Source organism: Aminobacterium sp. (assembly GCF_034926885.1).
Taxonomy (GTDB): domain Bacteria; phylum Synergistota; class Synergistia; order Synergistales; family Aminobacteriaceae; genus Aminobacterium.
In genome coordinates this window covers 145,365-170,052 of record NZ_JAYFQR010000003.1, presented here as the reverse complement: position 1 = coordinate 170,052, position 24,688 = coordinate 145,365, and the positions used below count along the sequence as shown (strand labels likewise).

Annotated in this window: 25 protein-coding genes, 1 tRNA gene and 1 other RNA gene; 17 read left to right on the top strand and 10 right to left on the bottom strand. The window is 46.1% G+C overall.

What is annotated here, in order from left to right:
* The first annotated feature begins 293 nt into the window (after window positions 1-293).
* From VB083_RS02500 to VB083_RS02485, 4 genes are all read left to right on the top strand, one after another.
* Window positions 294-530, top strand: coding sequence for a glutaredoxin family protein (locus VB083_RS02500; protein WP_307879864.1), 237 nt, complete (start codon window positions 294-296; stop codon window positions 528-530).
* Between the two features lie 66 nt (window positions 531-596).
* The gene (locus VB083_RS02495) at window positions 597-1,994 is read left to right on the top strand and encodes a glucose-6-phosphate isomerase (protein WP_213691862.1); all 1,398 of its coding nucleotides are present in this window, start codon (window positions 597-599) and stop codon (window positions 1,992-1,994) included.
* Between the two features lie 42 nt (window positions 1,995-2,036).
* Window positions 2,037-2,774 carry an ABC transporter ATP-binding protein gene (locus VB083_RS02490; protein ID WP_213699729.1) on the top strand — a complete coding sequence of 246 codons (738 nt, stop codon included), beginning with the start codon at window positions 2,037-2,039 and terminating at the stop codon, window positions 2,772-2,774.
* Window positions 2,767-3,714 carry a SufB/SufD family protein gene (locus VB083_RS02485; protein WP_213691864.1) on the top strand — a complete coding sequence of 316 codons (948 nt, stop codon included), beginning with the start codon at window positions 2,767-2,769 and terminating at the stop codon, window positions 3,712-3,714. The genes VB083_RS02490 and VB083_RS02485 overlap by 8 nt, the downstream gene beginning before the upstream one ends.
* Before the next feature lie 75 nt (window positions 3,715-3,789).
* Here the strand turns inward: VB083_RS02485 and VB083_RS02480 are convergent, their stop codons facing one another.
* Window positions 3,790-5,547, bottom strand: a complete 1,758-nt coding sequence (locus VB083_RS02480) for a PEP/pyruvate-binding domain-containing protein (protein ID WP_213699728.1) — start codon at window positions 5,545-5,547, stop codon at window positions 3,790-3,792.
* A 4-nt stretch (window positions 5,548-5,551) separates the two neighbouring features.
* On the bottom strand, window positions 5,552-6,331 hold the full coding sequence (locus tag VB083_RS02475; protein ID WP_323401680.1) for an ATP-binding protein: 780 nt from the start codon (window positions 6,329-6,331) through the stop codon (window positions 5,552-5,554).
* Window positions 6,332-6,519: 188 nt separating this feature from the next.
* On the opposite strand from VB083_RS02475, the gene VB083_RS02470 reads away from it, so the two are divergent.
* On the top strand, window positions 6,520-7,212 hold the full coding sequence (locus tag VB083_RS02470; RefSeq protein ID WP_213691867.1) for a response regulator: 693 nt from the start codon (window positions 6,520-6,522) through the stop codon (window positions 7,210-7,212).
* 140 nt (window positions 7,213-7,352) lie between these two features.
* On the opposite strand, the gene fliD is transcribed toward VB083_RS02470, so the two are convergent.
* Complete coding sequence (gene fliD / locus VB083_RS02465) at window positions 7,353-9,392, bottom strand: flagellar filament capping protein FliD (protein WP_323401679.1); 2,040 nt, start codon at window positions 9,390-9,392, stop codon at window positions 7,353-7,355.
* Window positions 9,393-9,544: 152 nt separating this feature from the next.
* Between fliD and VB083_RS02460 the strand changes: the two genes are divergently transcribed.
* The 7 genes from VB083_RS02460 to VB083_RS02430 are packed head-to-tail and all read left to right on the top strand — an operon-like array spanning window position 9,545 to window position 14,633.
* Window positions 9,545-10,120, top strand: coding sequence for a D-sedoheptulose-7-phosphate isomerase (locus tag VB083_RS02460; RefSeq protein WP_213691869.1), 576 nt, complete (start codon window positions 9,545-9,547; stop codon window positions 10,118-10,120).
* Window positions 10,110-10,844, top strand: a complete 735-nt coding sequence (locus VB083_RS02455; RefSeq protein WP_213699725.1) for a nucleotidyltransferase family protein — start codon at window positions 10,110-10,112, stop codon at window positions 10,842-10,844. The genes VB083_RS02460 and VB083_RS02455 overlap by 11 nt, the downstream gene beginning before the upstream one ends.
* A gap of 16 nt (window positions 10,845-10,860) precedes the next feature.
* Window positions 10,861-11,847, top strand: coding sequence for a GDP-mannose 4,6-dehydratase (locus VB083_RS02450; RefSeq protein ID WP_213701248.1), 987 nt, complete (start codon window positions 10,861-10,863; stop codon window positions 11,845-11,847).
* Window positions 11,844-12,446 carry a hypothetical protein gene (locus VB083_RS02445; protein ID WP_213691872.1) on the top strand — a complete coding sequence of 201 codons (603 nt, stop codon included), beginning with the start codon at window positions 11,844-11,846 and terminating at the stop codon, window positions 12,444-12,446. The genes VB083_RS02450 and VB083_RS02445 overlap by 4 nt, the downstream gene beginning before the upstream one ends.
* The gene (locus VB083_RS02440) at window positions 12,447-13,013 is read left to right on the top strand and encodes a D-glycero-alpha-D-manno-heptose-1,7-bisphosphate 7-phosphatase (protein ID WP_213691873.1); all 567 of its coding nucleotides are present in this window, start codon (window positions 12,447-12,449) and stop codon (window positions 13,011-13,013) included.
* Between the two features lie 14 nt (window positions 13,014-13,027).
* Complete coding sequence (locus VB083_RS02435) at window positions 13,028-14,080, top strand: lysylphosphatidylglycerol synthase transmembrane domain-containing protein (RefSeq protein ID WP_213691874.1); 1,053 nt, start codon at window positions 13,028-13,030, stop codon at window positions 14,078-14,080.
* On the top strand, window positions 14,070-14,633 hold the full coding sequence (locus tag VB083_RS02430; protein WP_213691875.1) for a methyltransferase family protein: 564 nt from the start codon (window positions 14,070-14,072) through the stop codon (window positions 14,631-14,633). The genes VB083_RS02435 and VB083_RS02430 overlap by 11 nt, the downstream gene beginning before the upstream one ends.
* 133 nt (window positions 14,634-14,766) lie before the next feature.
* Here the strand turns inward: VB083_RS02430 and fabG are convergent, their stop codons facing one another.
* The gene (gene fabG / locus VB083_RS02425) at window positions 14,767-15,552 is read right to left on the bottom strand and encodes a 3-oxoacyl-ACP reductase FabG (protein ID WP_213691876.1); all 786 of its coding nucleotides are present in this window, start codon (window positions 15,550-15,552) and stop codon (window positions 14,767-14,769) included.
* A 326-nt stretch (window positions 15,553-15,878) separates the two neighbouring features.
* On the opposite strand from fabG, the gene VB083_RS02420 reads away from it, so the two are divergent.
* Window positions 15,879-16,937 (top strand): NAD(P)-dependent alcohol dehydrogenase, encoded by a 1,059-nt coding sequence (locus VB083_RS02420; RefSeq protein ID WP_213691877.1) that lies wholly within the window; start codon window positions 15,879-15,881, stop codon window positions 16,935-16,937.
* A gap of 122 nt (window positions 16,938-17,059) precedes the next feature.
* Here the strand turns inward: VB083_RS02420 and VB083_RS02415 are convergent, their stop codons facing one another.
* Complete coding sequence (locus tag VB083_RS02415; protein WP_323401678.1) at window positions 17,060-18,301, bottom strand: NAD(P)-dependent malic enzyme; 1,242 nt, start codon at window positions 18,299-18,301, stop codon at window positions 17,060-17,062.
* Window positions 18,302-18,336: 35 nt separating this feature from the next.
* On the bottom strand, window positions 18,337-18,888 hold the full coding sequence (locus tag VB083_RS02410; RefSeq protein ID WP_213691879.1) for an isochorismatase family protein: 552 nt from the start codon (window positions 18,886-18,888) through the stop codon (window positions 18,337-18,339).
* A 130-nt stretch (window positions 18,889-19,018) separates the two neighbouring features.
* On the opposite strand from VB083_RS02410, the gene VB083_RS02405 reads away from it, so the two are divergent.
* The 4 genes from VB083_RS02405 (at window position 19,019) to ssrA (ending at window position 20,720) form a co-directional block, all read left to right on the top strand.
* Entirely contained in the window at window positions 19,019-19,663 is a 645-nt protein-coding gene (locus VB083_RS02405; RefSeq protein WP_213695435.1) for a hypothetical protein, read from the top strand.
* Window positions 19,664-19,705: 42 nt separating this feature from the next.
* Window positions 19,706-19,783, top strand: a tRNA-Pro gene (locus VB083_RS02400).
* Between the two features lie 123 nt (window positions 19,784-19,906).
* Entirely contained in the window at window positions 19,907-20,368 is a 462-nt protein-coding gene (smpB, locus tag VB083_RS02395; protein WP_213695436.1) for an SsrA-binding protein SmpB, read from the top strand.
* Window positions 20,369-20,720, top strand: a transfer-messenger RNA (tmRNA) gene (ssrA, locus tag VB083_RS02390).
* 105 nt (window positions 20,721-20,825) lie between these two features.
* Here ssrA and VB083_RS02385 read toward each other — a convergent pair.
* The 4 genes from VB083_RS02385 to VB083_RS02370 are packed head-to-tail and all read right to left on the bottom strand — an operon-like array spanning window position 20,826 to window position 24,496.
* Window positions 20,826-21,536: an ABC transporter ATP-binding protein gene (locus tag VB083_RS02385; protein ID WP_213691882.1), complete on the bottom strand. Its 711-nt coding sequence runs from the start codon at window positions 21,534-21,536 to the stop codon at window positions 20,826-20,828.
* A gap of 1 nt (window position 21,537) precedes the next feature.
* Window positions 21,538-22,743 (bottom strand): ABC transporter permease, encoded by a 1,206-nt coding sequence (locus VB083_RS02380; RefSeq protein WP_213691883.1) that lies wholly within the window; start codon window positions 22,741-22,743, stop codon window positions 21,538-21,540.
* Window positions 22,740-23,891 (bottom strand): efflux RND transporter periplasmic adaptor subunit, encoded by a 1,152-nt coding sequence (locus VB083_RS02375; RefSeq protein ID WP_013048727.1) that lies wholly within the window; start codon window positions 23,889-23,891, stop codon window positions 22,740-22,742. The genes VB083_RS02380 and VB083_RS02375 overlap by 4 nt, the downstream gene beginning before the upstream one ends.
* Window positions 23,888-24,496, bottom strand: a complete 609-nt coding sequence (locus tag VB083_RS02370; protein ID WP_213691884.1) for a TetR/AcrR family transcriptional regulator — start codon at window positions 24,494-24,496, stop codon at window positions 23,888-23,890. The genes VB083_RS02375 and VB083_RS02370 overlap by 4 nt, the downstream gene beginning before the upstream one ends.
* Between the last annotated feature and the right edge of the window lie 192 nt (window positions 24,497-24,688).

The following is a 24,688-nucleotide window of genomic DNA, read 5'->3' as shown; positions in this document are numbered from 1 at the left end:
GCCGCAACTTCCATTCCGCCACTACTATTGGACAGGGTGAGCCCATTTATCTTTGAATTGGCGGGAGCCAATCGTACGGACTGGGATTCCCGCCATTCACTTTATCACGTTATCAGGAAGCAAACTATGGCCCCTTACAAATTATGCCATATATTTACATTCAGTACCTCATCTTTTTTACTATTTTTAACCACGAAAAATATGATTTATTCTCAGGGTTGACGAATGAAGGGGAACTATGTAATATACCCATAGAGGGTATAAATAGTCCTATTCAAACGGAGGGATAAATAATGATAAAAGTTTATTCAACACCCACTTGCCCCTGGTGCACCAAAGCCAAAGAATATCTTACTTCAAAAGGCGTGGAATTTGAAGTCGTTGATGTTTCCCAAGATAGAGAAGCAGCTATGGATATGGTTAAAAAGACGAAACAGATGGGCGTTCCTGTTGTTCAGTTCGATGATGTATATATAGTAGGATTTGACCGACCTGCCATAGATGCTGAACTTGAAAAAATAGGGAAGTAACCAGGAATAAGGGGAACGTAATATAATAGTGGCCTAACCTTAGCTTCCATGTAGGGAGGTCATTGTATGAAAGGTTGTCTTGAATTCCATTATGGTGCAGCGCTGGGAGAGCCTTCGGCCCCGGAAGCTGTGACATTTAAAAATGTAAGAAATTTACTGCCTCATTTACAGAAGGCGGATTCTTTGTTGAGGAGCCACCAGGAAAATGGCATGGAAGGTGCAGGGTGGCTCCTTCTTCCTTATGAATCCCCTTCTCGGATTTTGGAAATTGCCTCTCATTTAGCTTCTATGAGTGACGTTATTCAAATTGGCATTGGAGGATCCGCTTTAGGAAACCTCATGCTTCATAATGCGCTTTTGCCCCCCTATTGGAACGATTCTGCTCATAATCTATCCAGACCTCGTTTTTATATGGCAGATAACGTAGATCCTGAAGAGAACAAGTCTATATGGGATAACGTAGACCCTCAGAATACAGCTCTGATTGTTGTAAGCAAATCAGGAACTACGGCAGAGACCATGGCCAACTTTCTTTTCTTCTGGAACAAGTTAAAAGAAAGACTAGGGGCGGAAGAGGCTGCAAAACGAACAGTAGTCATTACAGATCCCGAAAAGGGTGTTTTACGGGCCTTTGCCCAGGAGACAGGATGCTTTGTTCTCCCCATTCCCAAGGGAGTAGGCGGTCGTTATTCTGTCTTGTCTTCTGTGGGCCTTCTTTCTGCTGCGTCTCTTGGTATTGATATCAAGAGTCTTCTTGCGGGGGCGCGCGAGATGTCTGACTTTTTGGCTGCTACCCAAAATATTGAAGAAAATCCTGCGTGGATTATATCTGCTCTGGCATGGCTTCACGCGAAACGTGGGCGAAATATGCTCGTCTTCATGCCCTATATCGACCGTCTCTCCATGTTGAGCGAATGGTTTGCCCAGCTGTGGGGTGAGAGTCTCGGCAAGGAAGGGCGCGGTTCCACTCCCATAAAAGCTTTGGGAACCATAGACCAGCATTCTCAACTGCAACTTTATACAGAGGGTCCTGATGATAAATTATTTATGTTTCTGAACGTTCAAGATGTGAAAGATGATTTTGAGATTCCTCAGGGGGATGAAAAAAGTCTTCTTCCCCTCTCATACCTTTTTGGTCAATCCATGCATAAGCTTCGCTCAGCAGAAGAGCTTTCTACGGCGTCGGCTCTGGTCAAGGCAGGTCGTCCAGTTCTCTGGTTGCAGATTCCTACTCTTGACCCATTCTATCTTGGAGCAGTTCTTTTCCTTTTGGAATATGTGACGGCCCTTACCGGTTTGATTATGGAGATCAATCCCTTCAATCAGCCGGGAGTGGAGCAGGGAAAGCGATATACCTATGGACTAATGGGAAGAGAGGGATTCGACGAAGAGAAACAGGAAGTGAACTCCTTTTCAAAAGTTCTTTCTTCCCGAATCATTACCGTGCCATTTTGCGAAAAGTGATACAATACACGTGAATTTGAAAAAGAAGGAGTTGGGGAAAGCGTGGGGACGACTCTTCTCAGTGTTGACTCTATAACAGTTCGTAGAGAAAACACGACTATATTGAAAGATATGAGCTTAAAAGTTGAAAGCGGGGAAGTAACCGGCGTTCTCGGACGGAACGGAGCGGGAAAGTCGAGTCTTGCCTATGCCCTTATGGGATTGCCCGATTATATTCCCGTAAAAGGTTCTATCACCTTTCTTGGAAAAGATATTACAAGATGGTCGATTACCGATCGTGCGAAGGCCGGATTAACACTTGCGTGGCAGCTTCCGGCACGGTATGAGGGTATTAGTATCAGAGACTATCTGCGGACAGGAACAAAAGGGTGCTCTGAACGAGATTTAGAAGAATCCATGGACTTTATTCAGATGAATACGACATTCCTTGACCGGGCAATCGACAAAAGCCTCTCTGGTGGTGAGCGTAAAAGAATAGAGTTGGCCTCTATCTATCTCATGAAGCCTCGCCTTGCCATTCTTGACGAGCCTGATTCCGGAGTTGACCTCCTGGCCCTTCGTGAGGTTCTGGGGCTGTTGCGTCTGCTTGCCGATCAGGGGAGCGGCGTCATGGTTATTACTCACCGCGAAGATGTGGCGGCTGGATGTGATCGTTCGTATCTTATGTGCGATGGCCGCATTGTTCTTGAGGGGAGTGCCGGAGCGGTAAAGAGATACTTTATGTCTCAATGCCGTCCCTGTGATGGTTGTGAAGTGGGAGAGGTGATGCGCCGTGGCTAAGATCAGTGAAGAGTTTCAGGAAATATTGAAAATTGCTGCCAGCACGCCAGGATACGACCATTTTGACCATAAAAAAGGTGCCTACGCTCTTATCAACGCCAATAAAGTTGTAGATTATCATGAAATTGAGGGAGTTCATATTGAAGCCTACGAGACAGACGATGGCGTAAAGGCTCTCATCGATATTGAGGAAGGTGTGCAGCTCGTAGAGCCTGTCCATCTTTGTTTCGGAGATGTTCGCAAGAACGGCCGTCAAGTTATCGAGAGCCACATTACTGTGGGACGGGGAGCGAAAGTTGATTTTCTCGCTCATTGTGTCTTTCCTCATGCGGAGAAATTTCTCCACGCCATGGAAGGAACGGTAGAAGTGGGCGAGGGTGCGAATGTCTCTTACAAAGAACTTCACTATCATGGTCCTGAAAGTCAGATGGAAGTTCGTCCTGTAACGAAGGTAAAGGTTAATAAGGGAGGCCGTTACGTTAATGATTTTACTCTTGTCGAAGGCAAGGTCGGCTCTCTCGACATAGATATAGATATAGATGCTGTCGGTGAAGGAAGCCGCGTCGAGCTGACATCGAAGGTCTACGGCAAGGCCGATGATTCTGTAAAAATTCAGGATGTCGTGAAGCTTTCAGGGAAGAATAGCTCCGCTCTCATAAAGACGAGAACCGTATTGAAAGATCATAGCGTAGGTAGTTTCATGGGCATGATCGACGGAGCTGCTCCTGGTGCGAAGGGGCACGTCGATTGTACTGAAGTTGTTCAGGGACATGCCATAGCCGATGCCTCGCCTGTGGTGAGGGCATCTCATCCGGAAGCGGAAGTGACTCACGAAGCGGCTATTGGCCGTATTGCTGATGATAAAATTGCCGGGCTCATGGCGAAGGGACTTACTTCCGACGAAGCTATAGACATGATTGTTTCGGGCCTTTTGAAATAGCTTTTTGCCGGCAGAGAACGGGAACATATTGAAACTAAAATTAAGAAGCCTTTCCTCGACGGGAAAGGCTTCTTTTTATACTGGCTTCGTTACAGAATTGACGATGACAATTCCCCTGTTGTGGTCTCCATCTGTATAGACGGAGAAAGATCCCGTATAGATGCGGATGGCAGGGTGAGGCCCCAATGCATATGGAGCTGTCTCAAAAAATTCCTCATCGTAAATATTATTTCTGTCTCCTTTATAGACTGGCATGTAGAGAATGCCATCAATTTCAAGGTCAGTAAAGAAGTGGGTTCCGAAAGAGAGTTCGGGCATATAGCCTTCTTTGGGAATACCGACTTCCACAATGCAGCAACACTTCGTTATTTCATCGTACTGTACAGGCACACCTAGAAGGGGGTTGCTCGATCCCACACGTCCTGGAGCTACGAGAATGAAGTTCTTATCCCCCATGCTCTGATTAACCTCTCCAATGCCTCTGGCAATATCTGAGAAACGACGTTCCCTGGAGTAGAGGTGATGGTCTATAAGCACAATATGAGGTATGTTTTCCCGAGCGCCATTTGTTACCATCCGGTCAGCTTGCAGAATAACCTTCTTGTCTGAAAGATCGGGAATCCTCTTCTCAAAGGTATCGCTTAGCCACAGTGGCCTGGCCTGGACTATCTCTACAATATCTTCTCTTGGGTGGTAGGCAAATTCCACATCTGCCGGAACGCCCATGGCATGGTCGAGAAGTTGAAGAATCTTCTTCATCCTTTCAAAAAAGTGCTTTGAGCGACATGCAAACTCTTCAAAAGTGAAACAGATCTTGTCTCCTTTTTCTATGATGGATCCTATTCGTGATGCCATAGGGGAGAAGTAGCCTCCCTCGTCGTCGGAACGGTATATCTGCGCATAGTCGGGGAAACACTCGTGATAGGGAGCTATGTCTTTCCATATCTGCTTTATATCAACGGTGACAAGCTCTCCTTTCTCTTTATCTACGACCTGAAAATGCTCCTGTGAGTGCCGCATAACGTTAAATGGATTTTGTCCCTCCGGGCGGAGACAGGGCATTGTCAGTGAAAAGGTTCTGGCGTACCCTCGCTTAGTGCTTGTTGTTCCCATACCGAAGACGAGGCGAATAATGCCATCTTCCGACTTAATACGGGTTGTCCACCGTCTGTAGTACCGAGAGAATCCGACGCCGGCCATGGTGGGATAGTAGTAGTTTCCGCGCCACTTTCCGGCAACGCGCATTATAATTATTCCCATTTCATCATTTCCGAGTTTATGCTTGTTTCTGTACGCTGTGGCGATGGGGAAAAAGGTTCGTGCGTAAATTTTCTTAATATCCTCTTCGACACGGGCAAGACGTTCTTCCAACGGGGCATCCCCATTTATTTCAAAGAGAGAGAGGTATTTTCCCGCAAAGGAATATTTGAGGGAATCCTCGAGTATACTGCTGCTTCTGACAATAATGGGGTCTGTCATTTTGCTCAGAAAAGCAGCTAGATGACCTCGTACCTCTTCAGGCAGCGTGGTGCGCAAAAAGGCTTCTTCCAATTGGGCAGGATCCCCATTTTGAAGTTCTTCAAGGTTGGGAATCTGGCGAATAACATCACGAAAAGAGCTTACAGCTATAAAGAGTGAGACAGGAATAGTTACATGTTCTTGTAGATCGGGATCAACGCTGTCTCGAATCTTGCGAAAGCCAAAGAGGAGGGAACGACCTTTTCCTCCGATACTTCCTTCCCCTACAATAAGAGAAGAAAAGTCGGGGTCGTTTTGTGGATCCCACGCAAAATACTCACTAATTGTCTTTTCGTTTGCTGTCTTATCGTTCACGGCTTTATCGTCTCTCCTTCTCGCAATCTTCTTGCTCTATGCCCCATACATCCGATGACCGCACTGACGAAAGAGCGTGAATAATATTCATTTTTATGCTCGGATTCTCTTGCTCTAACTGCTCTATAAGCAAACGTGTCTTACTTCGTTGCGTATGGAGCGAAAAGGGACAAATTTCAGGTGTGATAGGTAATTTCAAACGCAACGCTTCTTTTTTAAGTTCCTTTTCCCCAATATATATGAGTGGCCTGATAACCCACAACCCTGTGCGACTTTGCCAAAACTTGGGTCTGAAACTTTTAAAGCGACCTGTCTGAAAGAGGTTCATAAGAACTGTTTCCGATACATCGTCGAGATTGTGTCCCAAGGCAAGTACATTATATCCGTGTTCCACAGCTACGGAACTCAGAATGCCTCGTCTGAGATTGGAACAAAAACTGCAGGGCGATTTCTCATTTCGTCTCTTTATTATCTCCGAAATAGGGTAAATCGTCACGAAATGTTCGACATGAAGTTTATCGCAAAGATCGGAAAGAGGTTGCGTATCCATCTCTCCCCCTGAAATATCGATGGTACAGGCTCCAAGCTCGAAGTGGCGGGGAGATCTTTTGCGGAAAGCGGCCAGGGCTGTTAAAAGAACAAGGCTGTCTTTGCCCCCTGAGAGTCCGATGAGGATCTTGTCTCCATCTTTAATCATAGAAAAATTGCCGAGAGCTTTTCCAAAGCGTTTACGGAGCATTGGTTGAAGCTGAAGGTTGACTATTTCTTTTGAATTATCCGTCATGTTCTTTCTTTAAGTGCTCCTTTGATCATTATGGTATATAATTAGGTCTATAGACCTAATCAACCCGAAGATGTAAGTACGGTTCCTTTTTTGTAAAAGTACCTAAACTATATCATAGGTCTATATATCATAGAGACATTTGTCATGGATATGTAAAGACTCACAGAGTATTTTATGGGGGTGGAGCCATGGATTCCATACGCCTTGTTATAGCTGACGATCATAGGCTTTTTCGAGATGGCGTAAAGAAACTTCTGGAACTTGAGTCTGATATTGATGTAATTGGTGAAGCTGGAGATGGTGAAGAAGCTTTAAAAGTCGTGCGAGAGAAAGAGCCGGATGTTCTTCTTTTTGATATCAATATGCCTAAAATAGACGGAATTCAGCTTGTACGGGAATTGAACAGTTATACTCATGCCATTAAATATGTTGCCGTGAGTGCTTACGATGATGAGGATAGTCTTTCAGCTCTTTCTTCAGCGGGTGTTTTAGGATTTGTGCTTAAAGCTTCGGGCAGAGTAGAATTGTTGTCGGCAATTCGTTCTGCCAATCGTAATCAACCGTATGTGGACCCGCGAGTTGCGGGAAAACTATTGACTTCATTTTCAAGACGCAAAGAGGAAAATGATCAGCTTTATGAATTGACGCCCCGGGAAAAGGAAATATTATACTGGCTTGCACAGGGGCTGAGCAATTCCGAAGTGGCAGCTAAGATGGTTCTCTCTGAGAAAACAGTTAAGAATCATGTAAGTCACGTTTTAAAGAAGCTTGATTTGCGTGATAGAACTCAGGCAGCGATTTTGGCGTGGCGCATTGGTTTTGCACAACTGCAACCAGATTCTTTGCGACAGGTTATTAGCGGTTCTTTATCATCGAAGTAAGATTCTGACTGAATCAGTAAACTGAATGATTGGAATGCGTAAACGAAAGGTACAAACACAGAAAAGAGGGCTGAACAACAAGCCCTCTTTTCTGTGTTTGTTATATTGTCCGTTTTATGCGACGCATAACTCCTGTTGAATTACTGGCTTTGTGACGCGAGTTGCGTTGATACGCTGGAAAGCCAGCTTATCTGCTGTTGTAGTTTGGCTAATTGCTGCTCTGCTGCCGTATATTGCTTATAAATTCGTTTCCGTTTTTCAGAAAGCTGATCTTCGAATTTGCTGATTCGCTTATCTATCGATTTTACTTCTGTTTCCCATGAATGTATCTGACTGGAAATACGTCCCTTAGGTTGAGATGTTCCGCCAGTGGCGATAGTGGAAGAACTGGTAAGTCCGTCCATGGCTTCGTCGAGTTTTTTCATAACATTCGTCATGAACTGTTCCACAGCCTTAGGATCCTTTTTCATGCCAGTCATGAACTTATCTGTATCGAATTCCAGTTTTCCGCTCTTTCCGAAGTCGGCCTTTTCAGTAGTAATGCCGAGCTGAGAAAGCTGTGTGTAGGGATCGTTGAGACCTAAAAGTCCCAATACTCCGCTTGAGTCGGAAACTGTCGCCTGTTTATTACTTGCAGCAGTAATAACAAGGCGGCCTTCTGTAACTCTTGCTGTGGCAAGAGGCGGGGAGAGAAGCTCTCCATTCGAATCGTAGCGAAGCTCACTGGAGCTATTGATACGATCGGCTATATTTTGTACGGTGTCGCCAGGTTTCACGACTATGGAAGTGCTCTTGTTATCTATGGTAATAGAGAAGGCCGTATCGTTTGTAAGACCTTCGTCGGCCATTGTTCCGAGAATAGCTTCTGTGCCGGTTCTCTGGTTGAACGGGATAGGAGCGGAACTTCCCAATAGTTGACGCAGCTGGCTTTTGATTTGCCAAAGTGTCGAATCTCCATGAAGCTTGCCCCATTTTCGTTCGAAGTCAGAAGCTGGGTCTTTGACGAGTTCCTCGGAAAGACGGATATTGATCCAGTCCATAATGTCATTGTAGGCCGTTACAAACTCCTCTGTAGATGTAACAGCTTTCTCGGCGTCAAGGGTTACATCCATCATGACTGTGCCTGGTCCCGCCACATCAAGGGTTACACCGTCAATGAGGCCCTCTATGGTGTTGCTCGATCGGGTTATGCTCATTCCATCGATGACAAGCTCTGCATCTTGAGCGGGGATGTAATTTCTGGCATCAGCGCTATCCAGTCCGAGAATGTTGATAATGCTTCCGTCTGCCTCTCCTTCAGTATCAAAGGTGTAAACATTGGCGTTTACTTTATAGGAAACGTTATATTTTATGCCCTCTGCCGGTTTGTTTCCGCCAGCGAGCCATGTAATCTCATTGCCGCCCTGAGAAACTTCGAAGTTAACACCTTCAATATAGGTTATGCCAGCCTGGGTGACAGTCAACGCTCCATTGGCAGGAGCCTGCTTGTCTATGGAAAAGTCTAATAGATCTGGCTCGCCGTCGGCGCCCCGTGTAATAGTTGATTCGAAAGTTTTTTCTCCAAGTCCTGTTTCGGTGCTTTCGAGAACAAGCCTGTTGTCAAGAATTTTTGCGACGATGGGCAGTGGCTCTCCCTTTGCTTCACCGTCTGCATTAAGGGTTATATCTGTGGCTCCGTTGATTTTATCTACAACTTTCTGAAGCGTGTCGCTTGGGGTAATCTCTATCTTTGCCCGTTTTCCACCTGCTGAAATGTAGAAAATGCGGTTTTCCGTAAGACCAAGGTCTTCCATCTTGTCTTCGATACGAGCACCGAAGCGAGTTTCTTTCGTGGCCTTCTGAATAACCTCTATTTCATGACGACAAATGGCTGCTGTTGATTTCACTGTAGCTTTTACAATGGCATCGCTTGACGATCCCCCGCTGAGAACGACCATTTCTGCCTGTTTATTAAGATAAGTAGACTCGAGTTTTAGAGGAGTCAAAGCCGTTCGAGCTTGTTTAATAGAAGCGGAAAGTTCTTTATAGAGATCTATTTTCAACTCAAGGGTATCTTTCTGCTCAAGCCAGACTTCTTCAGGCTTCCGTGCCTTTTCCATCACTTTATCGAGCATACTTCCCCAATCCATACCACTAGCAACACCAGGCATAGTAAAGAGAGGCTCACTAGAATCTGCCATGGCTATTCCTCCTTGAATATATTGGTTTCATAATATGTATCGGGTAGCGCGCTATATTTCTTAATATATGTATATCTTTATAGGAGGAAAAGTTTTTTGTTTCTCTACGTGGTAGAATATCTTGTTGAGAAGATCGTGAAGGGATTGGTTTCATGATTGGTAAAATACAAGACGAACTCAGAGAATCTATAGACGTCAAGAGGGCAGCCTTGCCTTTAGCTGAAAAAGTGGCGTTAGCCTCCCAGTATATAATTCAAACCATATCTCAAGGTGGAACGGTGTTTTTTTGTGGGAACGGCGGGTCTGCTGCCGATGCGCAACATATGGCGGCAGAGCTTCTCGGTCGTTTTGAACGGAACAGAAAGGCGCTGCCTGCAATGGCTTTGACGACGAACTCGAGTACGATAACGGCCCTTGCCAACGATTTCGGGTATGAGAATATTTTTATCAGACAGTTGCAGGGATTGGCCGATTCAAAAGATACAGTTGTAGGAATATCTACGAGTGGAACAAGTGCCAACGTGGTGAAGGCGCTGGAATGGGCCAGAGAAAATGGACTTAAGACAATCGGCATGACGGGCCAGGGTGGCGGAAAATTAGCTGACATTGTCTCTGTTCTTCTTGCGGCTCCTTCCCTTCACACTCCGCGAATACAGGAATTGCATATTACATGGGGACATATAATATGTGGTCTCGTAGAGGAGGCTCTCTGTTCCCATGAAGAGTGAACTTGCCGTTATTCTTGCGGGAGGCCTTGGAACCCGCCTGCGGTCGGTTGTCTCCGACCGTCCAAAAGCGCTTGCGCTTATAGGTGGCAAGCCTTTCTTACATTGGCTTTTTCTCTTCCTTCGTCAAAGAGGCATAGGGAAATGTCTTCTGCTTCTTGGCTATAAGGCCGACCAGATCCGGGAATATTGCCAAAACGGAGAGCCATGGGGATTATCGATAGAATATAGTGTGGAACCTGAGCCTCTCGATAAGGCGGGAGCTCTGCGTTATGCCCTGCCTTCCATTCAGGAAGACGATTTTTTGTTTCTTAACGGCGACACCCTTCTCGATGTGGATATAGAGAGCATGTTTAAAGAGAGCCGGCATCTCGATGCCGACGTGGTCATTGCACTTCGCAAATGGCCTTCAATAGAAAGAACAGATCCTGTTGAGATAGACGAAGATAAAAGAGTCTTGCGATTTGGGGATTCCTCCATAGCGGCTGGGGACGATGGCCAGTGGCTTATCAATGGAGGACTCTATGTTGTTAAACGAAAAGTGGTTGAGGATTTGCCAGAAGGGCGGCTTTCCTGGGAAAAAGATGTATTGCCCGCATTGCTTGAAAGAAATGCCCCCGTGTACGCTCATGAAGCGGAAGGTTTTTTTGTTGACATTGGCGTTCCAGACGATTATCAAAAAAGCCAAAAAAATATTCCTGAATTTATAGTTTCCCTTGATCAATAAAGAAGGTGTTTGTAGAATGTCATTGAAAGTTTTTATTACGGGAATTGGCGGATTTATAGGAAGTCACCTCTCAGAGTTTCTGGCCCGCAAGGGATGCGAAGTGTGGGGGTCGTATTTCCGTCCGACAAACGATATGAGTGTTCCGACACGATATGCCAAAGGTCTTTTTAATATTGACGTTCGTCAGAGATCACATCTTGAAGAAGCTCTTCAACAAGTTCGTCCTCACGTTATTTACCACTTGGCGGCTCAGAGCTACCCTATGGTTTCGTATAAAGAACCTGAATTCACAGTAGAATCGAACGTTATGGGAACGCTCAATGTCTTTGAATCAATGCTTCATCTGGGATTGAAAGATACGAGAGTCTTGCTGGCATCATCTACAGCTGCCTACGGATTTATAGATCCTTCCGAGGCGCCTGTAACAGAAGATCAGCCATTTCGGCCAGCTCACGTCTATGGTATGTCGAAAGCGGCTCAGGATTTGCTTGCCGTGACGTATGGCAACGCTCACTCACTTGATATTATTCGCCTGCGAATAGGCAATTGCGTAGGACGTCGCCGCAGGGGGGAAGTTGTTTCCGACTTTACCCGACGTCGCGCTCAGATAGATTTAGGTATTATTCCGCCGGAATTTCATGTGGGAAATTTGCACACGAAGCGGGCCTTCCTTGATGTGCGAGACGCTGTAGAGGGCTTTTGGGCTCTTCAGGAGAAGGGACGTGGCGGAGAAGCTTATAATATTTCTGGATCAGATGTCGTTTCGATGCAGCAGCTTCTCGACATTGTTCTTGAAGGTTGCGAAAAAGATGTAAACGTAGTGCGGGATCCGGCTCTTGTGCGTGCTGTTGATGAATTGATCTACTGGAATGACTTATCAAAGATCGAGAAGGATACTGGCTGGAAACCTTGCCACGTTTTGAGTGACACTGTAAATGATATGGTAGAGTGGTGGAGAGAGGAATTGAAAAAATCAGAGAAAGAAGGAGGAAATCAAATTTGATCATATCTATTGATGGGAAAAAAGTTGAGTTGAATTCGGCAGAAACGGAAGATAAGAAAATTTTGCTTCAAGAGGTGAAACAGATACTTTCCCAAAAGGGGCGAGTGCTGAGGGCAGTAGAAGTAGATGGAGCTGCGTTAGATGAAGAAGCCTTTGAAAAGCTTCAAAGTGTCGGTGCCGTTGATTTTCAGAGCACGTCCATTAGAGAACTTGTTATGGAGTCTTTGGAAAGCTCGGAAACCTATTTGCCTACGCTGATCAACGGTATGAAGCGCGTTGCCACCTTTTTGGAGAATCACCAGATGGACGAAGCTATGGCGACTCTCAAAGATGGAGTGGAAGGTATTAGCTGGCTGTTGCAGGTCATGTTGCACTCTCAATTTCTCCTCTCAGTGCAGGATGGCGACGTGGGAGACGGAAAGATTGAATCTCATCGCAACGCTTTGACAAAAGCTCTTGAGAAGACATCGGAATATATGGAGAACAATCAGACCGAGGAGATGGCTGCCAGTATCCGAGATGACATCGTACCTCTTCTCGAAGGATTGTACCCTTATATTGAAGAACTTAGTTCAGTTGCGAGTGGTTATATTCAGTAAATGGTTCCTGCGGTTTTTCTCGATAGAGATGGAACATTAATAGAACACGTTCCTTATTTAGACGATATCTGCAAGATCAGACTTGTGCCTTTTGCCGCGCAAGCTCTCAAAAAGTTAAAAAGCCTGGGATATCTTCTCGTGGTGGTTTCCAACCAAAGCGGCGTTGCTCGTGGGTATTTTGATGAAGCCTTTGTTCAAAAGAGCCATCGCTTTATACAGAAAGAATTGGAAAGGGAAGGAATCGGTATTGATGCTTTCTATTACTGTCCTCATCATCCTGAGGCTGTGATAGAGCAATACAAACAAGAATGTACGTGTCGGAAACCTGCTCCTGGAATGGTATTGGGAGCGGTTAAAGATCTTTCAATAGATATACGGAGAAGCTGGGTCGTAGGAGACAATGAACCAGATCTGCTTCTGGCCGAGAATGTGAATTGTCCATTCATTCTTGTTCGAAGCGGATATGGGGCAGAGTTGGAAGAGAAGAAAAGCATGTTGTCGCTACATGTCGTCGATGGGTTGTACGAGGCAGCATGTCTTATAGAAGAAACCCATAGGAGAAAGTAAGGGGTGCATTACCCTTGTCATTACGAAAAGGACTCGTTGTATTCTTAACTTTGACATTCGGAGTAAGTGCTCTGGTTCTTATTTCAAGTGTGGACGAGAGTACTGTTGAAATGCTTTTTACCGCAAGGAAATCTGCATTAGTAGTTGCTTTACTGCTTGTTTTTGGGGCGTGGTGCTGTGACGCCATGCGTTTTTGTGCCATAGCCAGAGCAGCTTCAGAGCGCGTAACTTTCCGCCTTGGATTGGTTTTAACGTGGCTCCATTACTTTGGATGCGCTGTAACTCCTATGCAAAGTGGCGGTGGACCCTTTCAGGTCTTTGTCTTATATAAACACGATATGCCTATAGGGAAAGGTGTGGCAATTACCTTAACGCGCACCCTTCTCACCCTTTTGCTGCTGGGCGTTGTGGTTCCTATGGCTATTCTTTTTGAACCAGAGCTTTTGGGAACAAGCCTCTTTGTAAAAAGCGTATTTACATATGTTGCAATTTTTGTGGGTATTTCATGGGTTCTTGTCGTTTTGAGTCTCACGAAACCTCAGCTGATGAAAAGATGGGGCCAGATATTGACCCTTATGCTGAAACGTTTCGGGATTGTAAAGCATATAAAGGTGCTCTCTGTAATACGCAGGGTCAATAGGGAAATAGACAATTATAGCGAGAATTTCAGACTCTTCTTCACGTCTGGATTTCCTCACTTTGTAGGCGCCATAATTCTTTCTGGCCTTCATTTGCTCTGTCTTTTCTCGGTTCTTCCCTGCCTTATCTGGGCAGTTGGCCTTCCTGTTCACTACCTTCAGGCTTTTATGGCACAAGCTGTATTCATGTTTGTGCTCTATTTTGTTCCCACTCCTGGCGCAAGTGGCGTTGCAGAAGGGGGAGGAGCCGCCCTTTTCGGACTTCTCGTTCCCTGGCATGTTGCAGGAGTAATGGCCATTCTATGGCGTTTCTTTACGGAATACTTAGCTATAGGAATGGGTGCAGCTGTAGCCATCCGACTCTTGGGATGGGGAACCAGCGAAGAAATTTTTATGAATGAAAGAGAGAAATTAGACCATGACGCATGACACATTTCAAGCCAAGGTATTTAAATTGCGTGGAGGGCTGTGGACAGCTCTTTACCTCCTTATCCTCTTTTTGGCCAGACCTGAATTGAGTCGGGTTGTTCCCTCTTTGCTCATTGTGGCTTTGGGCCAGTTCATACGTTTCTGGGCCTCGGGCTGCATAGTGAAATACAGAGGCGAAAAGGTTGGAGCAGAGCAGCTGGTTACATGGGGACCCTATTCCTTTGTACGGAATCCTCTCTACGTTGGAAATGGACTTATCGGTTTGGGATGGTCTATATTGGCAGGCCCCTGGGTTGTCGCCCTCTTTCTTTTCTCCTTTTTCCTCATTTACGGCATATGGATCGTTCCCTATGAGGAATCTTTTCTGGAAGAAAAATTTGGTGCGGCATACACAGATTATAAGAAAACGACGGGACGTTTTATTCCTCTCTCATGGCCTGGAAAGCGCATTAACGGTCATTACGAATGGTCTATAGTCTGGAAGAGCGAGAGGCATTCGTTGTGGGTGACTCTTGCAGGAACAGCACTACTTCTCTCTCGCTTTAAATGGTAGTAGTGCGGTAATTAATGTACGCTGCATAAAAAGTTTTTACGTGATAACCATATATTTGAAGCCCCCTGAAATCAAATTCAGGGGGCTTCTTGCCTTACGGATAGTAATTTTTTAGGGATGTGTCTTTGTCGTGTTATCCTTCAATTGGTACTTCCATGGCGTCAGATGATTCAGGAAGAATCTGACCACCATCCACTACGATTGTCTGACCTGTAATAAATTTAGCAAGATCTGAAGCTAAGAATGCCATAGCGTTTCCTATATCTTCAGGTTCTCCCAACGTGCCGAGAGGAATAGACTTCTTCATTGTGTTGGCGTAGTCTTCCCCCATGCTGAGAAGCCCTTCAGTTGCAATATTGCCTGGCTGAACGGCGTTAATTCTGATACCGTAGCGAGCTAATTCAATGGCAGCAGATCTCATGAAACCCAGCTGTGCCGCCTTCGTGGCTCCATAGTGGCTCCAGCCGGTGAAACCTGTAATGGGACCAGTAATGGAGGAGGTAATGACAATATTGCCGCCTCCCTGTTTTTTCATGAGAGGAATACATTCTTTTACGGCTAAGAACATACCTTTTACGTTAACCGTATTGATATAGTCCCACTCTTCTTCTGACATATTTTCGATGAGAGACATGGGGAAAATGCCGGCGTTGCTGCAAAGCACGTCTAATCGTCCGTGTCTTTCAATGAAAGTGCTGATCATGGTCTTGATTTCGTCAGCCTTACTGACGTCAGCGACAATATAAGAGATAGGTCCGTGGGCAGAGAGTTCTTCCACAGCGGCCTTGAGGTCTTTTTCTGTTCGACCTGTTATAACGACAGTTGCTCCATGATCTAAGAAAGTTTTTGCGATCCCTTTTCCAATTCCTTTGCTAGCTCCGGTGACAATGGCGTGTTTTCCTTCGAGAAGGCGCTTCACAAAAATCTCTCCCTTTCTGTGATTTTGATAATTTATTCACAAAAGTATAACACAGTTTCGACTGTAAATAGCAGGAAAAAACAAAACAAAAAACTAAGATTATATTTTTCAGGAAAAGAGAGAAAAACAGCCGTTTTCCCAAAAAGCAGATAGTCTGGCCATATTGATTCGGAATATTGCGTATAGTAGAATATGTTTTTTTATCAAATTTTATACATTTTTATTATATAATAACTATAAGGCAATAAAGCTAAAAAAATCACAAAGCAAAAAGCGGATTAGTGTTTCTTTTACGACAGACCTTATCTGTAGAGGAGGAGTGTATCATGAAGGGATTTGCAATGTTAGGAATCGGGAAAACAGGTTGGATCGAGAAGGCAAAACCTGTGGCAGGACCTTGCGATGCAATAGTTTCTCCACTGGCTGTTTCACCTTGTACTTCAGATATCCATACAGTATTTGAGGGAGCCATCGGCGACAGAAAAGATATGATCCTTGGTCATGAAGCTGTCGGAGTAGTTGAAGAAGTAGGGTCAGAAGTTAAAGATTTTAAACCTGGAGACAGAGTTATTGTTCCCGCTATTACCCCCGACTGGGCGTCACTTGCTGTGCAGCGCGGTTTTCCTCAGCATTCCAATGGTCTTTTAGCTGGATGGAAGTTTTCAAACTTTAAAGATGGAGTTTTCGCGGAGTATTTTCACGTTAACGATGCTGATATGAATTTGGCTCTTATACCAGATGGAGTGTCGACGAAATCAGCAGTCATGCTCACCGATATGGTTACTACAGGGTTTCACGGCGTAGAGTTGGCTGAAGTTGGTTTCGGTATGAGTGTGGCCGTTATTGGTATTGGACCTGTGGGACTCATGGCTGTGGCTGGTTCTGCTTTGGCTGGCGCTGGGCGTCTCTTTGCTGTTGGAAGCCGCCCCAAGTGCGTTGAAGTTGCCAAAGCTTACGGTGCTACTGACATTATTAATTACAAAGATGGAGAAATTGTAGATCAGGTTATGGAACTTACCGGCGGTGAGGGTGTAGACAGAGTTATTATCGCTGCACCTGGCATTGATATGATCAAAAAGGGTGTGAAGATGGCCAAACCCGGGTCGGTTATCTCTAATGTCAACTATTATGGCGAAGGTGAAGATTTGCTAATTCCCCGTCTTGAATGGGGGTGCGGCATGGCTCACAAGACTATTCGCGGCGGACTTTGCCCTGGCGGTAGAGTACGTATGGAGCGTTTAGCGAGCCTTGTGAAGTATGGTCGCCTGGATCCGTCAAAATTGGTTACTCATGAATTTAAGACCTTTGACAAGATGGAAGAAGCCTTATTGCTTATGAAAGATAAGCCAAGAGATTTGATTAAACCTGTAGTGATTCTCGAATAGCACAATATCTATCTTATTGTTATGTAACATCTATATGCAACGCTTCATGAAGAAGGGCCTTTCTCGCGACTGCTTTCAGAAAATGCATCCGGGAAAGGCCCTTTTTGTGTTCACTATGCTCACTAGGTGCGGAGCAAATATCCTCCGAAGAGTCGCTGCCACGTATCGTCGTAAATCTTCTTCGGCGGTACTGAGCGTCTTGCCAGACCTTCAACGATGGCGGCCTGAGCTACGGCTTCTGCTACAGATGGTGCCGTTTCGTCAGAGAAAAGGTCGGGCATAATGTGGTGCTCATTCATTCTCCGCTTATCGACCACTCCCGCTACGGCATTGGCGGCTGCAATAATAACGTTTTTGTTCAGACCTGTGGCTCGTACATCGAGAAGTCCTCGTACAAGTCCCGGATATATGTGAAGGTTGGGGATGGGGTTTTTCCCGGTGCTAAGGCCCATGGCTACAATTCGTGCGCCTGCGGCCTGAGCTTCCTCGGCTGAAATTTCTGGTGTGGGCATTGAAAGTGCGAAAATGATGGGAGAGTCATTCATTCTCTTTATGTATTCCGAAGGCAGGGTTCCTCTCGACGAAAGGCCGATATAGACGTCTGCCCCGTCGATGGCTTCTTTCAGGTTCCCTTTGAGGTTTTCTGGATTCACCCGTTCAGACATGCTTTGCTGCACGTGGTTCATAGAAGGGTTGTCTGGGCCGAGAATGCCCTTGCTATTGAGCAGGACGATATTCTTTACACCTAAGTAGAGGAAAAGGTCGGCAACGGCGATTCCTGCGGCTCCTGCGCCATGAATAACAATCTTTGTCTCGGTCAGTTTCTTGTCTACGACGGTAAGGGCATTTTTGAGAGCGGCGAGAACAACGGCAGCGCTTCCTTGCTGGTCATCTGAAAAAACGGGAACCTCTATGGCTTGTAATGCTTTGACAATGTCGAAGGTGTTGGGACTCGATATGTCTTCAATATTGATAGCTCCGAATGAGGGGGCCAGGTGTTTCGCTGTCTCAATGATTTCCTGAGCGTTTTGAGCTTCCAGGCATACTGGAATGGCGCTTACATCGCCGAAATTTTTGAAGAGAAGGCATTTCCCCTCCATAACGGGAAGGGCTGCGCGGGGTCCTATATTTCCCATGCCGAGAACGGCTGTTCCGTCACTGATAACGGCCAGACGATTTGCTCGTCCGGTGTACTCATAACTTCTGTCTGGATCTTCTTGAATCTCTTCGGCGGCGAAGGCGCTTCCCTGAACGTAAGCCATGGCCAGATCTTCTTCGTTTCGTATATTGATTGTAGGATACATTTTTACTTTTCCGCGAGCTCTGCGGTGGAGCTCTAAAGCTTTTTGTCGATCAATAGTCACAAGAATCCCCCCTTGAAAAGAACCCTTTTCGATTTTTATTTAAAAAGAGGTAGCAACGTTTTGAATTCAGGCGTTCCCGCTCTCTTCATAAGCTGGTACAGAATTGTTTCTGTGGGAACCACGATGACGCCCATCTGTGACATGGCCTGTAGTGCGAGATCATGATTTCGAGTATTGCGGCTTCCACTGGCGTCGGCGGCAAGCCAGACAGTGAAGTCGTGGCTGAGTATATCCATAATTGTGGCAAGTACACAGATATGAGACTCAATTCCCCACACAACTATATTACTTCGTTTTTTATCTTTCAGAACGTTGATGAACCCTTCTTCGTCACAACATGAGAAAGTTGTTTTCTGAAAAGAGTCTATTCCTTCAAGTTTTTCTAATAAGAGAGAGTCAGTGGGGCCCAAGCCCTTGGGATATTGTTCAGTATATGTTACAGGAATATGGAGAGTGCGCGCTCCTTCCAGAAGTCTAAAGGCGTTTGCTTTCACATTTTCGGAGTGATCTATTGCCGGGAGAAGGCGTTCCTGAATATCGATCATGAGAAACTGCGTATTCTCACAGGATAATTTTAAAGAACTCATATTTTTCCTCCTTGAAAAAAAGATTCTTTTGATTGTCAAAGTTTATTGTAATATAACTCGTGTAATCTAACACACTTTATGTTATGCTGTTCCTCAATAACATGCAAAGAGCACTTTTGGAGGTACATGAATGACTATGCCTAACGGCGAAGATGAAAAAAATCTTAATCAATGGACTGTGCGAGATGTTCTTGTTGCAATGTCGGGCAAGGGGTATCCGAACTATATATTAAAATTTATTACCGATGTGCAGACCTGGATGGAAGATATTCTATCTGGGGAAGAAATGACAGAAAACGAAAAAGATATACTCATGCCATATCTGGAAGAACCCTTTGAAGTGGATATGGATAATTTGTTTTCGCGAATCGAGTGGGCGGAGCAGTGTGCGGATGTAATTCCTTCGCTTCACAAACCGACGGGTCATGATGATGCCATTGTTTTGGCTCTTGGCCCAGCGCAGTTTGAGGATGGCGTTCGTATGGCTATAGATTACGCCTCTCTCTTCGGAAGAGACGTATGTCAGCGGGTCTGGCTCATGAGCGACAGTTACATAATTTCGGATCTTTTGCGGTATTCGGCTCATATTCGAACACTCTTTAATCAGGGAATTGTTTTCCGGTTCATAATGATAACTCCTTGGGGCTGGACAGAGATTCCTGTAGGAGATGCGACGCGTCCCGGTGGACGACTGAATTGGCGGAATTTGCGTAAAGGGTCTCAGGAAACGTCGAACGGAAATAGTTCTTCGGGAGATGACGACAGAGCTCATTAGGGGTTTGACGACCTTTTACGGGCGTGATACAATCTCGCCGTTCGGGGCGTAGCGCAGTCTGGTAAGCGCGCCTGGTTCGGGACCAGGAGGTCGGAGGTTCGAATCCTCTCGCCCCGACCATATAGAAGGATAATCCTGGCTTTTATAGCCGGGATTTTTTTGTATGGAGAGGTAAAATTTCAAATTGACTATTATTGACTATTGCTGACTATTTTGCTAGAATCAGCAGTGGAGGGAAGTAGAGTGGCCATAGATCGAGTTGCGGTAAATAGAAAAGCAAAACACGATTACTTTATTCTTGAGACTTTTGAGTGCGGCATTGTTCTCAGTGGAACCGAAATAAAGTCTGTACGTGACGGCAGAGTTAACTTGAAAGATAGCTTTGCACTTATCCGTGATAGAGAACTTTGGTTGATAGGTATGCACATTTCCCCCTATGAAAAAGGTAGCTATTATAATCATGAACCCGAACGAGACAGAAAACTGTTAATTCATAAAATTGAGTTGTTGCGTTTAAATAGTAAGATTCGAGAAAAAGGCTTAACACTTGTGCCCCTTTCTATCTACATTAAAAACGGCAAACATGCAAAAATTGAGTTAGCGTTGGCTAAAGGTAAGGCCGAACATGATAAGCGAGATGCTATAGCTGAACGAGATGCGAAAAGATCTATGGCCAGAGCCTTACGACGTGACGATAGAGATTAAGGGGGCGACAGGTTTCGACGGCAAGATGGAGGGTCTGGAAGAGCGGGTCGAGGACTCCGCAACCTCGCTAAACGGCGGAACAACAATAAACGTCAATAATAATAATTACGCATTGGCTGCTTAGTTCAGCCACGTCTTCAGTAGATCAGTCACCGGTCTGCTGAATGACGTCATAATAAGGTGAATGCCTCGTAGAGAGTGCCTCTGGTTCTGCGAGAAAGATAAGGGGGCTTGGGAGCGCAGAATCCTGTTCCTGGGAGTCTGCATCCGAGATTAAATCAGGAACTACACTCGTAGAGCTTCCACGGCTGGCCCTTGTCGGACGGGGGTTCAATTCCCCCCGCCTCCACCAATTATAAAAGACAAACCCGTCTCTTTGGGGTATTCCCAGGGTGGCGGGTTTTCTCTTTCTTCTCTCTGCACCGCCTGGTAGTTAAATGGCTTCCTTGGGAAGCTTTCACTCAAAGCTGCGCCCTTGACCTTCCTCTTCATAGGTTACTCCGTCACGGATATGATAAATACGTTTAAAGGTGGGGATTATTTTTTCATCGTGGGTAACGACAATAACAGCAGTCTCGAACCTTTGGGCCATATCGTTCAAGATTCTGATGACCGCCAGCGCACGCTCACTATCAAGGGGGGCAGTCGGTTCATCGGCCAATATTACCGGAGGACGATTGACCAAACCGCGTGCAATGGCCACTCGTTGTTGTTCGCCACCAGAGAGTTGAGATGGCATAGCCTTGGCGCGGTGCTCCACATCAAGCGCTTTTAACAATTCTATTGCTTGTTGACGCGCTTCGGCGTTAGGTTTCCCCGCCAGCATAGGCAGCAGAGCGACGTTGTCGGTAACATCTAGGAAAGGGATCAGATACGGCGCTTGAAATACAAAGCCGATATGGTCACGACGTAGCGCGCGAAGATCTTTGACCTTCCAGCCATCGTGATAAATAATGTCATCTCCGAGCATCATTTGCCCAGCAGTCGGCTCTATCACAGCACCTAAGCATTTAAGCAACGTACTCTTGCCAGAACCTGAAGGTCCAATCAGCCCAACGACTTCCCCCGGCGCAACGTGCATGTTTACCATCTTCAAAGCGTCAACAGCAGTATCGCCGCTTCCATAGCGTTTTCTCAACCCTGAGATGCGAATGCCTTTACCAGTCATATTAACCTCCTATGGCTTCGGCCGGATCGACCTTAAGAGCGACACGAATGGCTATAATGCTCGACATGACGCAGATCATAATCACGGCGATAAAACCAAGAACTGAGTCGAGAGGCTCCAGCAGCACATATTTGGGAAAAATAGGTGCCATCAACAGAGTCGCCGAGATCTTCCCAACCACGAAACCGATCAAGCCCAAAGCAATAGACTGTTGTACAATCAAACCGACAATGGTGCGATTTTTTGTGCCGATCAGTTTTAACACGGCGATTTCCCTTATTTTGCCAAGTGTCAGCGTGTAGATGATGAAGGCGACAATAACCGAACTCACAATCGAAAGGATCACAAGAAACATCGCGATTTGCTTTGATGAGGTGGCGATCAGCTTGCCGACAAGAATTTCCTCCATCTGACTGCGAGTGTAGACCGTCAAGCGCTTCCAGCGGCGGATCGATTCAGCGACTTCTTCTGGGTCATGACCTGTTTCAACCCGCACCAAAATAGCGTTGACGTAAGGGTTGGTGCTTTGCGAGGCAATAACCGCATCAAGCAAAGCAGGCACTCCAGGCTGGTTGAAAGCCGGGTTTTCAGCTGTTCGTCGGCGCTGTTCTCGTATGGCATCATTATCCTTTAGAAACTGGGCTTCCTGAGCATCTTTAAGTGGAATAAACACCATGGGATCACCATTGGAAGAAACCATCCTTCTAGTCAGGCCAACCACGGTGTATTGGTTACGTCGAATCTGGATGTGTTCACCAAGTTTAAATCCCGAGGCGATATCGGCAACGGCCTCGTAATGGCTCCGGGTGATCTGACGTCCTGCTACGAGATAAGGCGGCCAGCCTGGTGTTCCTGGTTCTCCGGGTGCGATGCCGGTAACCATGACGCGTACATCTCTTGCTTCTTTGCGTACTTGCATGGTGAGGTAGGTGATGTTCGCTGTCTGATCCACGCCCTGCATGCCTCGTATCCCGCGCCAGGTGTCATCGTAGATGCTTGATGATTCAGCGTAAGGACCAAGCGTGTCCTTTTGTACCACCCAGAGATCAGCACCGCTGTTGTCGAGTAGTACCTTAGCGTCATCCACCATGCCGCGATAGATGCCAGCCATGGATAGAGTAACGCCGATCAGCAGGCCAAGCCCCATGGCGGTAAAGACGAACTTTCCCCAGGAGTGCATAATGTCGCGACCTGCCAAATTGATCATTGTGTCACCCCTGGAATATGGTCAACAATGTGAATTCGGCTGTGTTCATTCAATGGGTTTTCGCTGTAGATCACTACCTGGTCGCCAATTTTGAGTCCTTCTCGTACCTGTACGCGGCCCTCCAAATCAGCGATCCCTAGTGAAACTGGTGTAAAGCGAAGATCACCATCTATAACCTGCCACACGCCCAATCTGCCATCAATGTGATGGATAGCGGCATTAGAGATAACTGGCGCTGCCGCAAGCGTTGGCAGGGTAATCGTGACCTCGGCCAGTTCACCGATTGGTGGCATCGGATCAGGAATTTGATCGAATACAACTTTGGCCAATACTTCCTCAGTAACTACGTCTGCCAATGGTTCGACTCGCAGAACACGCCCTGTCTGCATTTCTCCCGCCTGGGAACGTAACCTGATCTGGGCTGATAAACCGGCGGCGAGGCCACGCGCTCGAATTTGATCGAAGCGGACATTGACCCACAGTGAGTACGGGTCGATCAGTTCTACGACAGCCTGGCCAGCAACTACGGTGGTTCCAGGATCGGCATCACGTGATACGATCAATCCGTCAACTGGTGCAATCAGAGACAAATTGCTGCGCTGCGCCTCTAATGCCTCTCGCTCGGAACGTACACGAGATAGCTCCTCACGTGCCCCAGTCAGCGCTGCTTCCGCAACCAACAGTTCTTGTCGTTTAGCGTCTGCCACCTCTTCACTGGTGTAACCCGCTTTAAGTAACTGCTCGTAACGTAAAGCCTGTGTCTTCGCATAATTCTTACGCACCTGCGCCTCACTTATTTGAGCATTCGCTCGCTTCAGAGTGGCATCTTGAGCCTTGATACGTCCATCAAGATCTACCGGATCCATTTCGCCAAGCACTTGCCCCGCCTTCACATGCTCACCTACGTGTATATCCAAACTTTTGACCCGGCCCGCAAACGTTGGGCCAATCTTGTAAGTGTAACGAGCTTCAATAGTTCCGATGCCGAATAGTGCTGGTGAAAGGCTCTTATTCTCGACTGTGGTCAACACAATAGATACAGGAGCAAGTGGCCCCGAGCGAAAGGCAACATAGACAAAAAGCGCAAACAGAGGCACAAGTATAGATATCAGTGCCAGTGTACGTATTTTGATAGGCAATCTTTTCATAGTGCACTCCTTATGCCCCGCTGGTAGATGGCAAAAACTTTCGGAGCATTGCGGCGCATATGGCTCACATCTCCAGCTATCAACGATTGCATGACCAATCCTTGAATAGAGCCTATGAAGAGAGTAGCCGCCGCTTCGCTATCAAGCTTTTCGTCAAGCTCGCCACAGTTTTTTCCTTGTTCAAACAAATGATTGAGGCGCTCTTTATAACGCAGAGTGAGTGTTTGTGCCATCTGCTTAGGGGCAGTTTCTTCAGAACGTTGCAATTCACTAAATAACATACGTGGAATACCGGGATGCTCTGTTATAAAATCTACATGCGCCATAAACATGCTTTCAAGTGCGCCAAGAGGAGAGGATTTTGCGTGTACCGCCTTTTCGATGCGAGACATTAACCGTTCGGCTACCCATTCCATAACTGCTTGCAAGATAGCATCCTTGTTTGGAAAATGGCGAAAAAGAGCACCCTGAGTCAATCCCATGCGGTTGGCTATGGCAGCTGTGGTAATTTCGCTCGGATTCTGTTCCCCAGCCAACTCGACTACTGCTTCTACCGTCATCGCTCTTCGTTTCTCTTTAGAAAGATATTTGTTTGATGAACTCATATAAACCTCCACAAAGAAAGTAATCAATTACTATCTTTTATCATAAGAAGTAATTTGTCAACCGTTTTTTAAACTATTAATGCTAAAGGGTGGTCTTCTTTACAACCCGCTCTGCACTTTTAGTCTTCAGCTCGTCTTCATTTCTTTCAGTCAGCGGGATAGCATTTTGAGCACGGAGTATAGTCTTTCGCT

What these genes read in the sequence shown, in the direction of transcription:
- VB083_RS02495 (WP_213691862.1), top strand. Translation starts at nt 597, where the DNA reads ATGAAAGGTTGTCTTGAATTCCATTATGGTGCAGCGCTGGGAGAGCCT.
- VB083_RS02385 (WP_213691882.1), bottom strand. Translation starts at nt 21,536, where the DNA reads ATGACTGGTAAAGGCATTCGCATCTCAGGGTTGAGAAAACGCTATGGA.
- VB083_RS02370 (WP_213691884.1), bottom strand. Translation starts at nt 24,496, where the DNA reads ATGAGTTCATCAAACAAATATCTTTCTAAAGAGAAACGAAGAGCGATG.
- VB083_RS02450 (WP_213701248.1), top strand. Translation starts at nt 10,861, where the DNA reads ATGTCATTGAAAGTTTTTATTACGGGAATTGGCGGATTTATAGGAAGT.
- VB083_RS02430 (WP_213691875.1), top strand. Translation starts at nt 14,070, where the DNA reads ATGACGCATGACACATTTCAAGCCAAGGTATTTAAATTGCGTGGAGGG.
- VB083_RS02440 (WP_213691873.1), top strand. Translation starts at nt 12,447, where the DNA reads ATGGTTCCTGCGGTTTTTCTCGATAGAGATGGAACATTAATAGAACAC.
- VB083_RS02470 (WP_213691867.1), top strand. Translation starts at nt 6,520, where the DNA reads ATGGATTCCATACGCCTTGTTATAGCTGACGATCATAGGCTTTTTCGA.
- VB083_RS02475 (WP_323401680.1), bottom strand. Translation starts at nt 6,331, where the DNA reads ATGACGGATAATTCAAAAGAAATAGTCAACCTTCAGCTTCAACCAATG.
- fliD (WP_323401679.1), bottom strand. Translation starts at nt 9,392, where the DNA reads ATGGCAGATTCTAGTGAGCCTCTCTTTACTATGCCTGGTGTTGCTAGT.
- VB083_RS02405 (WP_213695435.1), top strand. Translation starts at nt 19,019, where the DNA reads ATGACTATGCCTAACGGCGAAGATGAAAAAAATCTTAATCAATGGACT.
- VB083_RS02380 (WP_213691883.1), bottom strand. Translation starts at nt 22,743, where the DNA reads ATGATCAATTTGGCAGGTCGCGACATTATGCACTCCTGGGGAAAGTTC.
- VB083_RS02420 (WP_213691877.1), top strand. Translation starts at nt 15,879, where the DNA reads ATGAAGGGATTTGCAATGTTAGGAATCGGGAAAACAGGTTGGATCGAG.
- VB083_RS02460 (WP_213691869.1), top strand. Translation starts at nt 9,545, where the DNA reads ATGATTGGTAAAATACAAGACGAACTCAGAGAATCTATAGACGTCAAG.
- VB083_RS02500 (WP_307879864.1), top strand. Translation starts at nt 294, where the DNA reads ATGATAAAAGTTTATTCAACACCCACTTGCCCCTGGTGCACCAAAGCC.
- VB083_RS02455 (WP_213699725.1), top strand. Translation starts at nt 10,110, where the DNA reads ATGAAGAGTGAACTTGCCGTTATTCTTGCGGGAGGCCTTGGAACCCGC.
- VB083_RS02375 (WP_013048727.1), bottom strand. Translation starts at nt 23,891, where the DNA reads ATGAAAAGATTGCCTATCAAAATACGTACACTGGCACTGATATCTATA.
- VB083_RS02410 (WP_213691879.1), bottom strand. Translation starts at nt 18,888, where the DNA reads ATGAGTTCTTTAAAATTATCCTGTGAGAATACGCAGTTTCTCATGATC.